Raw genomic sequence first — 14,675 nt, forward strand, 5'->3', positions numbered from 1 at the left:
TCAGCCCGGCGCGGGCCCCTGTCTATGGAACAGGGCGAGCCTGTCGAGCGGGCTCGTCACGGCCCGCACCGTCCGGGTGGCGCCCTTGGCGTAGAGGGCGGTGGTGTCGAGCCGGCTGTGCCCGAGCAGGACCTGGATGACGCGGATGTCGACGCCGTCCTCCAGGAGATGGGTGGCGAAGGAGTGGCGCAGGGTATGGGGACCGACGCGCTTGGAGATCCCGGCCGCGCGCGCCGTCTCGACGACGACGCGGTGAAGCTGGCGTGTGCTGATCGGCCGTGCCCAGTCCTGCCCGGGGAACAGCCAGCCCTGACGCTGCAGGACACCCTGCCGGTGGCCCTCGCTCCACCAGCGCCGCAGCAGGTCCAGGAGATCGGCCGACAGCATGGCATTGCGGTCGCGGCCGCCCTTGCCGCGTTCGATCCGCAGGATCATGCGGGTCGAGTCGATATCGCCGATCCTGAGTGCGGCGACCTCGGCCACGCGCAGGCCCGCGCCGTAGGCGAGCGACAGGGCGGCGAGATGCTTCAGGCAGACCGTGGCATCGAGCAGACGCCCGACCTCGTCGGCGCTCAGCACATCGGGCAGGGTGCGCGGCTGGTTGAGGCGGACCAGCCTGCGGGCGAGATCGGGGCGGTTGAGCGTGTGGACGAAGAAGAAGCGCAGGGCGGAGACGATGGCGTTCATCGTCGGCACGCCGAGGCCGACCTCCTGTTGAGCGATCTGGAAGCGGCGCAGGTCGTCGCCGGTCGCGGTATCGGGCGATCGCCGCAGGAAGGCAGCCAGCCGCCCGACGTCGCGGATGTAGTTGCGCTGCGTCGCCCGGGAGAACCGGCGCAGGGTCATATCGTCGATCAGGCGCTGACGCAGCGAGCCGCCGGCAGCGGCGGGAACGGCAAGGACGGTCATGGGATGGCTCCGCTCGAAGGAAGGGAGCCGGGATCGTCCGCCCGAGCTGGGCGCCCCTCAATCGGCGCAGGGCGTTCGGGTCAATCCGCCGACCTCGAAGCTGCCACCCATCCCGCGCGAGCGGGTTCGTTCATCCACCCGACCCAGCCGTTGGGTTCTGAGTTGTCGACAGCCTGGAAGCTGACCTTTCCAGGGCTCAGCATGTTCTTATGCGCTGCCCCCTATGCAACAGGCCGAAGCAGCGCTCACCGCCTTGGTTATGCCGAGCCGCCGCGGCCGCTCATGGCCGAGCCCGCCGTCCGCGGCGCGGCCATGCGGCATAATCCGGGCCTCGGCATAATGCCCGAGCTCGTGGAGCGCGGTACGATGCCAGTTGATCGGCTCGAAATAGGCCTCCGGCCGCGGGACTTGGACGTAATCCAGCCCCGGCGCGTAGAAGGCGCGTTCGCCGCCGAGCCGCAGGTCGGCGCCGCTCGCCCGGATCAGTGCCTCGACCTCCGGCAGGATCAGTCCGTCCGGCACCGGCGGCGGCGCGGTCACGAGGTCCTTGGGCAGGTTCTCGCACTGGTCGGTGGAGAAGACGGTGAAGCGCTTCAGGAACGGGATCGCATGCGCGTCCTCGCCGGTGTCGCGGGCGCGGCGCTTCTCGTCGTCGGGTACGAAGCGGTCGGCGTACACGACGGTGGTGCCGCGCTCGCCCTTGCGGACGTTGCCGCCGAGGCCGAGCGCCTGGCAAAACGTCAGCCAGCTTTGAGAGGAGTAGCCGCGGTTGACCACCGCGCCCCAGAGGATGAGGACGTTGATGCCCGAATAGCCGCGCCCGGTCGCCGCGTTGCGCGGCATCGACAGCGGCGCGGCGATGCCGGATGTGCCCCAGGGCTGGACCCAGGGCAGTCGTCCGGCCTCAAGCTCCGCGATGATAGTCGCGGTGATCTCGTCGTAGAGGTTCGGGCGCTCCGATGGCGGGTGGCTGGAGCGCTGAGAGGAAGATCGTGACATCGCGGATCTCCGCGACGGGCCGGCCGGGAGCCTCTCTCTCGACCTCCTGACCCGTCACGGCGACAGCCGCAGCCCTCTTCCTCTCGCGCCTGCGGGCGCACCAGCGCGGCCTGCGACAGGGCCGCCGCCCATCGATCGCTCCTTGCGGCCAATCCGGGTTGATGTCGCGACCTCCTCGTCTATTCCAGCGGGGGATTGTGGGGCGTCAGTCCCGCCTGAAGGGGTCGGACGAGACCTTGGGGCTCGACCGCAGGGGAAGGCGTTCCCCATTACTGGCCTAGCGGATTCGTCTGGCTCGCGACGCACGTCCGAAGCTCCTCGCCGAGGGCACACCTGGACTCACACGTTGCGCGATGGGCATCCGTAGTACGCGCCCGCTGATATACCCCTAAGCGGATAGAATCCCGGTCTCGGTCTGCCCGATGAGGTGGAAGCGGTCCGTGATGAGGCTGGCCAGGTCGGCCTCATGCTCATGCAGGCGCTCGAAGAAGTCGTCGAAGGCCTGCTTGAACAGCGCGAACTTGGCATACGCCTTGTTGAACAGCACCTTGCGCTTCATGAAGTGCCAGAAGCGCTCGATCAGGTTCAGGTTGGGCGCGTAGGACGGCAGATAGACCAGCCGCAGGCGACCGTCAGGCTGGTCGCGCCCCGTCCTCAGTTCGCGCGAGCGATTGTAGCGGGCGTTGTCGAGCACGACCGTGACGCTCTCGGCCGCCGGATGGCGGGCCGCGAGGGTCTCGAACAGGCGGATCATCGCCGCGCTGGTGATCTTCTCCTCCTGATGGTGGATCAGGCTGCGATCCGGCCAGGAGAGAGCGCCGTTGAGGTTGAGCCGGGTGCGGCCATGGTTGGACTTCAGTTCGACGGTGGCGCCCCGCCGGATCCAGCCGTGAGCGGGCCGCCCCGTATAGGAGGGATGGCAGCCGTCCACGAAGTCGAGCGGCGCGTCCGGCCCGGCCGCTTGCATCAGCGGGGTCAGCGTAGCGTCGAGGAAGGCCTGCTGGATGCGAGCATCCGCCTTGGCCGGCACGCATTTGGGCTTCTTGAACACGAATCCGATCGGCCCGAGAAGCCGGGCCATCGCGTGCGGTCCATAGGACAAGTCGAACATCGCTTGCACCTGGGCGCACACGGCCTTGGCTGTCTGAGGCACCTCGGCGGCGACCCAGTCCGACAAGGCCGTGCGCTCAGCGGCCGACAGGCGCGAGACCCGTCCCGTGTAGCTCAAGCTTTCCACGCCGGCCCGGCCGCGCTCCCGGTAGAGCGTGCGGTGCTCGGCCACCGTGCTCTCGTCGAGGTAGAGCGCCGCGGCGATCCGGGCCGGCGTCCAGCCGTCGTCGAGCAACAGAAGCACGTTCAAGCGCCGATGCACCGCGCTGTTGAGCTGGCCCCGCATCAGCACCAGGAAATGCGCCCGGTCGGCGGGAGACAGAATCAGTCCTGCCATCCCCGTAGGGAATCATGCAAACCCGCGGCCGAAAACCCAAAAACGGGATTCCTTCCGAGTCGCGGTATATGATTTTAGCGAAAGGGGACCGGCACCAACATGACGCGCAGAAGTTCGCAAGGACCAAGAGGGCGCGCAGGCGGCTTCCGCCCAGATAAAGCTATTGCCGCAATCCCAGGCTATGGGGAAATTGATCTCGCTTCTCAGATCGGCAGCTCGTTCGAAGGAGACCCCGTTGCGGCGGTGGCCAAAACGCGAGACCATATCGTCGCATTCCTCGAAGTCCGCGACCCCATCGCACTGCTCGCCAAGTCGGGCGAGCAGTTGCTGCGAGAGATGATCGGCGGCCCCTCCTTGGGACCAGGAGCGTCCGGCCTCGATCAGGTTCACGTCGAACTCCTGCAAGCCTTCGTTCTGCGCGCTGGCCATGGGAAACCGGTGCCGACCTCACCCAAGTCGATTGTGCGACTTCGGAAGCTCCTTCGAGAAAATCTCATGGCATATCTCGCATCGAGCAATCTAAATCCCAACAGCACGCACGATGACGAATTGGCGCGCCGCGTTCGGCTGCACACGATATTTTATCGCAACCTGTTCAATAGCGACGATGCGATGGAGATTGTCCCAGCGTTGCTCAAGCATATGGACGTTGCATCGAGAGCGCGTCTCGGTTTCACGCTGTCGGACTTCGCCCGGGCGCTCTACTCAATGTTCCTAGACGTAGGTGACCGGTTCGCAGAGCGCATCGCGCGCGAGCAGGTTTTGCGCGAGGGACGCGACGTCGAAGGTGCGGTCGGTGATTTGATTGATAGCTCCGAGATCGCTCGGCGCATGTGGTGCCTCACGGGTGCCCGATCGGAGACACAGGAAGCGCGCGGCATGGCCGGCTTCCAGCTCGCCGAAATGCTGTGTACGCCGCTTTTCACGCTCACTCGGACCGAGCTAGTCGAGCGCTTCGGCACGCTCATCACGGCGGCTCTGTTCTCATGCTCACTGAAAGCTGGAAGTCTCACCGCCGGAGACTCGGATCGTCTTTACCTTGAGAACCCAATTTGGCGCCAGCCATTCATCGCGCTCGACGCCGACACGCTGTTCCTCCCGCTCCCAGTGCTGCTGGTAAGCTTCCCGTTCGCCATCATGGAGAGAGTAATCGGTCACGATGAGCGTCTCTTGAAAGCCTATGCGGACGCTCGCTCGCGATACCTCGAGGACGAGGCCGAACGGATTATTGGCGAGTCCCTTCCATCGGCACGAGTCCACCGGGGGGTGAGCTGGATCGACCCTGATACCGGCAAGGCGTTCGAGAACGACGTTGTCGCAGTCGTCGGGATGCACGTCCTTGTCGTCGAGGCGAAGTCCGGACGGTTGAAGCCAGCTTCACGGCGCGGCGGAGTCGCGAGCCTCCGCACGAACTTTCGCGAATTATACGTAGAGCCGGGCGAGCAGGCAGCGCGCCTGGAGGCGGTTCTCGCGCGGGGACCCGGGGCAGTGACGCTTGTCGATCGCGACGGCGTAGAAGTCCGGATCGAGTCGAGCGGTCCATGTGTAGTCTACAAATTCGGTCTCTGCGTGGAGCAGTTCGCGTCCGTAACAAGCAGCGGGCGGCTCTTTCGAGAACTTGGTTTGTTAGGTGCCGATCAAGACTGGGCACCAATTTTAACCCTTGGTGAATTGCGCATGCTGTCGGCTTTTCTCGATACAGAGGTGGCCTTCCTGCACTACCTGACCCGGCGTTCGACGATTGACGACGTGCTGGACTTCGTAGCAGACGAGCAGGATCTCCTGTCAATGTATCTGTCCAACGGCTTCGCTATCGATGCCCACGCGCTCGCCGGCCGCCAAGTGCTATTCCTATACGCCGACGCGGCGGTGCGCGGCCGGAAGGAGCCGCGGTCTGATCGAACTGCCTTCGCAACGCCGGGAGTGCAGCTTCCCCGAATATGGCGCCGCATCGCCGAAGAAATTCATGCGACATTAGATCGGCACCGCTTCGACAAGCTGTTCACGATCTTGAATCAACAACCCTCCGCTCTGTCCGAAGTCGAGCGACGCGTGCGTCGTTGGCGCTCGGGCGGGGGGCGGGGTAAGGGCAACACGCTCTCGTGTCGCGCGGCGGTCGGCGACCGTGTGTTCGTCGTGGCCGTCCACTTCGCGAGGAACCGGCCGGAAGATGCTCAAACTTGGACGCTGAACGCTCGATGCATGGCGTCCGACTTGGCAAAGACGCTCGGCGCGACGGACTGCCTCCTGCTCCTGATGACGCGCCGCTCGTCCGATTTGACCTTCGACGCGATCAGTTTCTTCCGCTTCCCACCCCTGCCAACGGTCTGAGGCAATTTCGCGACCTCCCAGCCTGATTGCCATTGGGCCTGACGTGCCACCTCGTGGCCTAGGGCCTGTCGCCACCTGAGCCAATCGATGGCAGCGGCGAAGCGTACGCATCCGGCGAAGGCCACCTTGTGAGCTGGCCCGTTGAGGCTGAGGTCATAGGAGTAATCCTAGGACCTTGAGCATGACCCAGGCGGGTATCGAACTGGTGAGAGCCGAGCGGCGTCGACGCTGGACGCGGGCGGAGAAGGAGCGGTTGGTTGCCGCTTCGTTTGAACCGGGTGTGTCGACCTCGGATGTCGCCCGCCGGGCCGGTCTCCACGTCAGTCAGCTGTTCCGCTGGCGCAAGTTGCTGTGCGAGCGTGTCGGTGCTCCCACGCCAGCGCTAGTCCCCGTCGTGATCGCTCCCACGCCCGCCGCGATGACGGTCGAGCCTGGTCGAGAGCCCAACCGCGGCCGTCGCTCCGGCGGGGTGATCGAGATCGATCTCGGCAGAGGCCGGCGCGTTCGGGTCGGCTCCGACGTCGATGCCGCGGCGCTTCGGCGGGTGCTCGACGCCCTGGAGGGCCGATGATCCCGCTGCCGGCCAACGTGCGGGTTTGGCTGGCCACTGGCCACACCGACATGCGCAAAGGCTTTTCCAGTTTGGGCCTGATCGTCCAGGAGACGCTCAAGCGCGATCCCCATGGCGGGCATCTGTTCGTGTTCCGCGGACGGCGCGGCGACCTGATCAAGGTGATCTGGCACGATGGCCAGGGCGCGTGTCTCTACACAAAGCGGCTCGACCGCGGCCGTTTCCTGTGGCCCTCGGTGGCGGATGGAGCCGTGACGATCTCGACGGCGCAACTCGGCTACCTGCTCTCGGGTATCGACTGGCGGATGCCGCAGGAGAGCTGGCGTCCGAGCGCTCTCGGCTGAGGATAACGCGTTACAGCGCTTGAAGAATATGCTCTTCTCTCAAGCGTGCCGAACGCGCCCGAGCCCCCGCCGCTTCCCACGGATCTTGCCGCCGCCCACGCCATGATCCTGGCCGAGCGGGCGGCCCGGCTTGCCTCGGAGATCGCGGTCGAACGGCTGAAGCTGGAGGTCGCCCGGCTGCGGCGAGAACGGTTCGGGACCTCCTCGGAGCGCAGCGCCCGGATCGACCAGCTCGAACTCGTCCTGGAGGATCTGGAGGAGACGCTGGCCGAGACCCAAGCGCAGGCGGCCGCCGAGCCCGAAGCACTCTCCGGTGCGGCTTCCTCGCGGCGCAAGCCCGCCCGCCGGCCTCTGCCCGAGCACCTGCCGCGCGAGCGCGTCGTCCATCCCGGCCCGACGACCTGCGCGTGTTGCGGCGGAACGCGCCTTCGTCACCTCGGCGAGGACGTCACCGAGACCCTGGAGCGGATCCCGGCGCGCTGGGTCGTGATCCAGCACGTACGCGAGCGCTTCTCGTGCAGCGACTGCGAGACGATCGCGCAGGCTCCGGCCCCGTTCCATCCGATCCCGCGCGGACGAGCGGGCCCGAACCTCCTCGCCGAGGTGATGATGGCCAAGTTCGGCCTGCACCTGCCGCTGCATCGCCAGAGCCAGCGCTTCGCCCACGAGGGCGTACCGATCGACGTCTCGACGCTGGCCGGCTGGGTCGGAGCGGTGACGACCGCCCTGTCGCCCCTGGTCACCCGGATCGAGGCCCATGTTCGAGGGGCTGAGCGCCTGCATCTCGACGACACGCCCGTACCGGTCCTGGCCAAGGGCAAGACCCGCACGGGGCGGCTCTGGACGGTGGTGCGTGACGACCGACCCTTCGGCGGTCCCGAGCCGCCGGCTGTGGCCTACTTCTACTCCCCCGACCGCTCTGGCGCGCATGCCGAGACCTGGCTGGGCGATTTCCACGGCATCGTGCAGGCGGATGCCTTCTCCGGGTTCGGTCGGCTGTACGAGCCCGGTCGCAAACCAGGCCCGCTCCGCGAGGCGGCTTGCTGGGCGCATGCCCGGCGCAAGTTCTTCGAGCTGGCTGACCTGAGGAAGGCTCCGATCGCCATCGAAGCGGTGGCGCGGATCGACGCGATCTTCGCGCTCGAGCGCACCATCATTGGCCTCGGACCGGACGACCGCCGTGCGCATCGAAGCGCCCGCTCGGCCGCCCTCGTCGCCGAGTTGAAGGCGTGGCTGCTGGCCAACCGTGCCAAGCTCTCGGCCAAGGCTCCGGTGGCGCAAGCGATCGACTACATGCTCAAGCGCTGGAGCGCCTTCATCCTCTTCCTCGACGACGGGCGCGCCTGCCTCTCAAACAACGCCGCCGAACGGGCGATCCGGCCGATCGCGGTAGGCCGCCGCAACTGGACCTTCGCCGGCTCAGACGCGGGCGGCCATCGCGCTGCGGCACTCTACACGCTGATCGAGACCGCCAAGCTCAATGGTGCCGACCCACAAGCCTGGCTTGCCGACATCCTCAGCCGTCTGCCCGGCCATCCGACCCGGCACATCGACGATCTGCTGCCCTGGAACTGGACCCCGCCTCAACCCAAGCAGGTCGCCGCCTGACACACCACCTCAGAGGACAACGCGGCCTTCACCGGAAGCGTACGGCGAAGCAGAGCACGCCCATGAAGCTTGCGGCGGTTTTCTCGTAGCGGGTAGCCACGGCGCGCCACTCCTTGAGCCGCGCCCAGAGACGTTCGACGACGTTGCGGTTGTTGTAGATCCAGTCGGGGCAGGCGACCGGTGCCTCGTTGCGCTTGGTGGGGATCGCCGGCCGCGCCCCCGCATCCCGGATGTGCTGGCGGAAGGCGTGGCTGGAATAGCCCCGATCCGCCACGACCCAGAGCGGCACGCCCGGTAGGCGTTCGAGCAGCGGCACGGCGTGCGGGAGTTCGTTTGCCTGCCCCGGCGCGATGCGGAAGGCGATGGCGCGACCTTGCCCGTCGGCGATCACGCAAGCCTTGGTGCCATAGCCCCCACGAGACCGACCAAGTGCCTCACGATGGTCTCGCTCGGCCCCAGATCCCCCCTTCGCGCAGCGCGCGCCGCCTTCTGGTGCGCACGCACGTTCGTCCCGTCGAGGAACGTCAGCCCGAGCGACATGCCCTACTCCTGCACCAGCGCAAGCAGCCGCTCCCAGACCCCAAGTCGCGCCCAGCGAATGAACACCTGCGCCGCTCGCCACCATGGCCCAAGGTCCGCTGGGATGGCGCGCCACTTCGCGCCGTTCTCATGCCGCCAGAGGATCGCGCTGAGTGTACGACGCAGATCCTGCAACGGCGTCTTGCCCTTCGGCCGGCACGCATCGACCAGCGGCTCCAGCTTGCTCCATTGCGCGTCGCTCAGCATCGCGTCCCCCCGCCCATCGAGGGAAACGCCAGCACCGCACGCAGGTTCAGGTGACGACACGCCCTAACCGTCCTCGAGTAGCCGCTGGATCCATGGATGAAGATCCGAGCGTTGTCCGCCAAGGAGGAAGCGCATCTCTCCACTGTAAGGGGCTTTGCGTGCGATCATGCGCTTTATCTCGAGGGCAGAAGCTTCGAAAGCTCTGATTGTACCTGGATCAGAAGGGTCGATGGTCAGAAATCTTGCCTTGGCTTTCCGGACTGTCCGGAGCAGCATACCCGAAACAGTATGACGTTGCTTACAAGTCGGCTCGTGATCGAGATGATACACTTCGATGGAGGTGTTAACACGAGTGACGACTTCGGGATCGTCGCTTGTCGCACATGGGTTTCCGTTCTCGCGCTTGCATCCCAGAAGGCGCCAATCATCCAAATTACAAGGATCGAGCAACCCAGGTCGTTCAGCTTGAACCGTGGCGAGCAGGTCGTCGAAGTCCAGATCTGCGGCAACAACTCCGTAGACCCTATTGGCTTCGTGAACCAGCGGAAAGCGGTCCGCCTTGCCGCCAGCCGTGCCATGCTCGACGTCGATGCGACGACTGTTGCAGAAGGTACAAGCAAAACGGAAGTTTGCGGCTGCAAAAGTGAGCCAGCGATAGCCTTGATGCGCGTTCGCAGCATCGCTGACCCGGCTTTTAGGGCGGAAATGGTCTACCGCGTTGTCAGAACGCGTCACGGGCGTTTCGCAAAACCAGCACTTGTCGTGCAGCAGTGCCGCGAGACGTTGCTTCAGGTCGCGCCAGATGCCGTCGAAGTCCGATGGCGGCGCTCCGCCCAGAATGGCATGCGTTGCAGCTTGCGCCTCATTCGCCCAGCCGTCTGGTAACCGGAGGTCTTCGAGGTCAACGTGCCTCAATCGAATGGATCCTGCTCACTCTCGACCAAGCCAGCGATGAGCCGTTTGGCAAGCGCCTCTCGCTCCTCAAGAGTCATCTCGACGACACGGCCCGCCAGCTTCAAGGCGTCGCGAGTGCCGAAAATTTCTTGCAGATACTCGCTGCGGAGCCGGAGGTATCTCGAATACTCGTCATCAGGGTATAGGAAGCGGAAGCCGAGTTGGTCCAATCGATGATTTACAGCATTAAGTTCGCTCTGTTCATCGACCGTCAGTTCGCCCTTACCCGAAAGGTTTCGTTGCACCTCAAGGTCACGCTGAGTGGGTTTGTCTAGGTGAGAGGCGATGCCGAACATCTCACTCGTGACGATCGCAGCATACCCCATCCCGCGAGGATCGACGTCAGGGAAGACGGCAACAACTCTGCGTTTGCCGTCCTCCGTCTGCGTCCGCAAGATCTGAACCTGTTCACGCGATAGTTCGGCAATCGCGATAGGATTATGTGTCGTTAGAATGACGTGGCTCGTTTCCGTCTCGCGTGAGGAGATGCCTTCCTGCGCCGAGCCACCGATAAACTTCCTTAGAAATTCGAGGTATTCGACGCTCCACTTAGGATTAAGATGCGTATCAGGCTCGTCTAGCAAGATGAGACTTTCATCTTCGGCGGTGAAGCGTAACAGTCCAAGCACTGTCAAGAGCTGCCGCTCGCCCTCGCTCAGTTCGCGAAAGGTCACTGTTCCGTCCCGTTGACTGAGTCTCACCTTGATTCGAACTTCGTCGATCAACTGCGATACATAAGTGCTTTCCAAGTCCCTGAAAAAATGAGCTGGCGATTGTTCGCCGACAAGACGGCGCAGTGCTGCGATGTCCTTGATGAACAGATATTTAAACTCCAATGTTTCCTTGTTCCACAAGGACGTGTTGACTCGACGCTGCACGTCGATCGGCGCGAGTGCCACGTCCTGGAGACGATCTAGGAAACCGCTCACGACGCCCCGAGCACCCCAGAAACGGGGATCGCCGTCGGGGTGCGGTGGCCATGGAGGTTGGCGTAATACGAACAAAACCCATTCAAGCCCCTCCTCAGAATTCAAGCCAAGGTGATCGCGGAGCAGATCTGTCGCGGCTTCCGACCCGCCAATCATGAAGGCGAGAAGAACGAATTGGCTGTGAACTGGGAGTGCATAGAAGAGCCGCTTCAGACCCGGATCCTGTCCCCTACGAAGCCGCTCATCGTACCATTGCAGGTAAGGCGCGAAGACTTCGTGCATCCTCGAACTCTCGCCGGAGTAGTAGCAGAACACGTACCGGGGGAGATTGGACTCATCCTTCAGAAAGGTATTGATGCGCATCCGTCGAGGCACTTGCTGCTCCGCCGAAGACGTCGATACACCCGGCGTAACCGTGATCGTAAACCGCTGGCGCTCGTCAGGATCGTGGACTATGGTAACCGAACGTTGCAGATCGCCTTGCCCGATGCGGTAAGAAAGTTCGAAGGCGAACCCGATGCGTAGCGTTCGACGCGGATCGATGAGCTCGCGGAAGATAATTGCAAGCGCCTCGAGGACGTTTGACTTGCCAGTGCCATTCCACCCGATCACAACGGTGACCCACTCGCCCTGATCAAAGTCAATGGTTACGTTCTTCAAGTTCTTGAACTGGTGCGTCGGACTATCCTTCGCGCTCCCGATCCTGAGCTTATCGACGCGCATTTCAGAGGCTAGCTTTCAGCCGAAGCAATTCGCTGAGTTTGGTGCCACGGTCGTCCGCAACCGCCTTGACGGCCAGCTGCCCAGCTACGTCTAACTCGCGGAGTTCCGCGTAAAACGGTTCGATGTCCTCCGGCGTCGCGCCGAAGGAGAGGCCGTAGAGTCGGGCGACCTCCTGAGCTGGAAGCCAATCGTCTGCCTCGGATAGAATCTCAGTCACGTTACGTTTCATAGGCGCCGTTCCTGGGTGTATCGTGGGCTCGCTGAGATCGCGCGCGCGCTTTGCCTCGATGAGTCGCTCGACCTGTATGCTTGCGGGCTCGTCACCCAGGTCGCCGGTGCCGAGTCGTCCGGACAGAGCGTAGCCGATCGTGCGGCGATGGAGGCGACCGAGCACTTCTCTTGCAAGGTCGACCTGATGTTCTACCGTTTTCAGCCGCGCCGTGCCGGTACGCACGACCTCGACGATGAAGTTTTGGTCTTCTAGCGATGGGCATGGAAGCCGGAAAGCTATAAGCTTTTGTGAGTTGATGTTAGACTGACTAACGCCGTCACTCTTCACAAGCCAGCTGTACTGCCTACCCGCTGGACTGTTGAGGCAATGTGCAAGGAAGTCGGGCGACATTCGCCGGGAACAGCGGACCCTGATAAGATATCCAGCAAAAATGGCGGTCCGTTCGCCGCGGTAGACTGCGGTCTTGCCGACTTGCTGAGGACTGTTGGTCCGGTTGAACAACACGTCACCGGGACGCAAAGCGTAGCGCTCGATCTCGTCGGCGTTGGAGGTATACACTAGGTCAGACCAATCGAGTTCGCCGGCTTGTATGTTTCCCATACGAAGCACCGGGATTGTTCCGGTTTTTTCGGACTTTGTCGATGATCCATATGTCATGTCGGTTGTGACCTCCCCGACAGAGACTGTGGCTACTTCGTCGCCGTACCGAGCGCGACGTTCGACAGGCAGGAGGGTAAGAGCGTAGACACCCTGAAGGAGCGCCGTTCGCGCCCCGCCGACCGATCGAAGGGCTTCATCCAGACCAGCCTGACCGAGAGCCACGCGTTCTTCTAGCGAACGGACACGCTCGACGATCCGTCGCTGTTCCGTCAGAGGCGGGAGCGCGATCTCTGTCTCTTCGAATGCTTTTCTGGTGACGTGACGCAGCCCGGCCCCGCCGTGCGCCTTCGCGATCTGCTCGTCGAGCGTCTGGTTGATCGCGAGGCGTAAGAAGTCGCGGTCGATGTGGTCAGGGCTCACGCGGATGTTGAAAATATGCTGATTCAGCACGGCAGTGGGGCCACGCCAGATGTGTGCGCCGAAGGACGTGCCCGGCGTGCCCGACCAAGCGAAGAGCAAATCTCCATCTTCCACGATATGTCGTTCCGACACAGGGCCGGAGAAATGATTGAATGCAGCGTCCGGGCGGTTCAAATTCTGAATGCGAATGATCGGGAGACCCTCGCGTGTCCAGTCCGACGGCTTGAAGGCGCGTCCGTTCGCGAGGTCGGCGATCATGCCGATGGTTGTCCGGACCCAGCCTTTTGGTAGCTCGGTCAACGCGCGGCCTCATCGGACGGTAACTCCTCGGTGAGTAATTCGATCTCGGCCATGGCGCTCTGAAGGTGGAAGAGGATCGCACCGGCGAAATCCTGGGCAGTCGCATCCATCATGTCGCTATCGTTCTCGCGTGGCGCGAGCCAGACCAAGTCTAAGTTGTCATCGCGGGCGGCTAGTTCGGCGCGGTTATAGGAGCGCCATCGCTCCCTGCTGCTCGAAACCGACCGAGGAGATCTGCCATTCGGGTCAGTGCCGTACAACTCCTCGAATTCAGCAAAATGATCCGGGCGGAGGGGGCGCGTCTTGCCAAATCTCGGCATCGACGTCCTCATATCGTAGACCCAAACCCGGTCTGAATTTTCGGCTACACCGCTCCGACGAGTGAAGAATAAGACGTTAGTATTTACGCCTTGACTATAGAAAATCCCATTGGGTAACCGTAGAACTGTGTGAAGGTCGCAGTCGTCCATCAAGTCCGTTCGTATCGCACGACCGACTCCACTTTCAAAAAGAACATTGTCCGGCACGACGACCGCAGCTCTTCCTCCATTATTTAGTCCAAGGCGAATGTGTTGAAGAAATGCAAGTTGTTTATTTGCTGTACGCCTCGGTAGATCGCGACGAACAGCTCGCGCACTTCCAGACTTGTTGCCAAACGGGGGATTTGCGAGCACGAGGTCTGCGGGAGACAAAAACTCCACGTCGGATGTAAGTGCGTCGCCTAATACTAACTTTGCATCTAAACCATGAAGAAATGAGTTCATTTGGCAAATGCGATACGTTCCCTTCTCAATCTCAATTCCTTCAAAACGAGGTGGGTTGCTAGCGTAAATCTCGGGCGATCGCTCTTCCGCAAACTGCTTCGCTGCAATGAGGAAGCCGCCTGTCCCACAAGAGGGATCCTGGATAACCTTACCAAGTTCAGGCTGAGTGAGGCGTACCATACAATCAACTAAGGAACGTGGTGTAAAATATTGACCCGCGCCAGACCGTGCGTCTTGCGAGTTCCTTGAGAGAAGCCCCTCATAGATGTCGCCCATGCCGTCTGCATCGACAGAATGCCAGTCGAGCTTGGCCAAGCCTGCGATCACAGCACGGAGGTTCTCCTGGTGAGAGAAGACGGTTGTCGGGAAGGCATAAATCTCTTGAACGATTGGATTCGTAGCGTGACCACCGAGATAGGTCAGCATGTCTCGATAAAAAACGAGAAGATCAGGCCCTTTATAATTTACGAGATCTCGCCACCTATGTCCCTCAGGAAGCGCAGCTTCAGTTCCGGTCTCATCCGCGATTTTTAAGAAAAGAAGATAAGTTAACTCAGAAATATATTCGTGGTAACTCACTCCGTCACCGCGCAGGATATGACAAAGTGCCCAAATGCGCCGAACTAGCTCGCTGCTGCTTCTGTTCTTAGTCTTCGTCATCGGCAGCCTCCCAATATGCGGTGTTGGCAAACCACGTTCTGCCTAGATGACCTCCTCGTCGTGCAAGCACAGCCGCGATGTTAATCCGGTCACTTTCG

At 62.6% G+C, this 14,675-nt stretch carries 11 protein-coding genes and 1 pseudogene; 4 read left to right on the forward strand and 8 right to left on the reverse strand.

Annotated elements, in window-relative coordinates:
- From PGN25_20760 to PGN25_20770, 3 genes are all read right to left on the reverse strand, one after another.
- Window positions 1–909, reverse strand: a complete 909-nt coding sequence (locus PGN25_20760; GenBank protein ID MEH3119943.1) for a tyrosine-type recombinase/integrase — start codon at window positions 907–909, stop codon at window positions 1–3.
- A gap of 207 nt (window positions 910–1,116) precedes the next feature.
- Window positions 1,117–1,908, reverse strand: coding sequence for an ArdC-like ssDNA-binding domain-containing protein (locus PGN25_20765; protein MEH3119944.1), 792 nt, complete (start codon window positions 1,906–1,908; stop codon window positions 1,117–1,119).
- A 388-nt stretch (window positions 1,909–2,296) separates the two neighbouring features.
- The gene (locus tag PGN25_20770; protein ID MEH3119945.1) at window positions 2,297–3,355 is read right to left on the reverse strand and encodes an IS630 family transposase; all 1,059 of its coding nucleotides are present in this window, start codon (window positions 3,353–3,355) and stop codon (window positions 2,297–2,299) included.
- A 99-nt stretch (window positions 3,356–3,454) separates the two neighbouring features.
- On the opposite strand from PGN25_20770, the gene PGN25_20775 reads away from it, so the two are divergent.
- The 4 genes from PGN25_20775 to PGN25_20790 all read left to right on the forward strand — a co-directional run bounded on the left by PGN25_20775 (window position 3,455) and on the right by PGN25_20790 (window position 8,209).
- Window positions 3,455–5,686: a hypothetical protein gene (locus PGN25_20775; protein MEH3119946.1), complete on the forward strand. Its 2,232-nt coding sequence runs from the start codon at window positions 3,455–3,457 to the stop codon at window positions 5,684–5,686.
- A gap of 181 nt (window positions 5,687–5,867) precedes the next feature.
- The gene (locus PGN25_20780) at window positions 5,868–6,257 is read left to right on the forward strand and encodes a transposase (GenBank protein MEH3119947.1); all 390 of its coding nucleotides are present in this window, start codon (window positions 5,868–5,870) and stop codon (window positions 6,255–6,257) included.
- Window positions 6,254–6,601 (forward strand): IS66 family insertion sequence element accessory protein TnpB, encoded by a 348-nt coding sequence (tnpB, locus tag PGN25_20785; protein MEH3119948.1) that lies wholly within the window; start codon window positions 6,254–6,256, stop codon window positions 6,599–6,601. Before PGN25_20780 ends, tnpB begins: the two co-directional genes overlap by 4 nt.
- Window positions 6,602–6,703: 102 nt before the next feature.
- Window positions 6,704–8,209: an IS66 family transposase gene (locus PGN25_20790; protein MEH3119949.1), complete on the forward strand. Its 1,506-nt coding sequence runs from the start codon at window positions 6,704–6,706 to the stop codon at window positions 8,207–8,209.
- Window positions 8,210–8,237: 28 nt separating this feature from the next.
- Here PGN25_20790 and PGN25_20795 read toward each other — a convergent pair.
- The 5 genes and pseudogenes from PGN25_20795 to PGN25_20815 all read right to left on the reverse strand — a co-directional run bounded on the left by PGN25_20795 (window position 8,238) and on the right by PGN25_20815 (window position 14,577).
- Window positions 8,238–8,995 (reverse strand): annotated as a pseudogene (locus PGN25_20795) (IS5 family transposase).
- A 63-nt stretch (window positions 8,996–9,058) separates the two neighbouring features.
- On the reverse strand, window positions 9,059–9,910 hold the full coding sequence (locus PGN25_20800; GenBank protein MEH3119950.1) for a hypothetical protein: 852 nt from the start codon (window positions 9,908–9,910) through the stop codon (window positions 9,059–9,061).
- Window positions 9,907–11,601 carry an AAA family ATPase gene (locus PGN25_20805; GenBank protein MEH3119951.1) on the reverse strand — a complete coding sequence of 565 codons (1,695 nt, stop codon included), beginning with the start codon at window positions 11,599–11,601 and terminating at the stop codon, window positions 9,907–9,909. Before PGN25_20805 ends, PGN25_20800 begins: the two co-directional genes overlap by 4 nt.
- Window position 11,602: 1 nt before the next feature.
- Window positions 11,603–13,153 carry a restriction endonuclease subunit S gene (locus PGN25_20810; protein MEH3119952.1) on the reverse strand — a complete coding sequence of 517 codons (1,551 nt, stop codon included), beginning with the start codon at window positions 13,151–13,153 and terminating at the stop codon, window positions 11,603–11,605.
- Window positions 13,150–14,577, reverse strand: a complete 1,428-nt coding sequence (locus PGN25_20815; GenBank protein ID MEH3119953.1) for an N-6 DNA methylase — start codon at window positions 14,575–14,577, stop codon at window positions 13,150–13,152. The genes PGN25_20810 and PGN25_20815 overlap by 4 nt, the downstream gene beginning before the upstream one ends.
- Window positions 14,578–14,675 lie beyond the last annotated feature (98 nt).

Source organism: Methylorubrum populi (assembly GCA_036946625.1).
GTDB classification, from domain to species: Bacteria; Pseudomonadota; Alphaproteobacteria; order Rhizobiales; family Beijerinckiaceae; genus Methylobacterium; species Methylobacterium populi_C.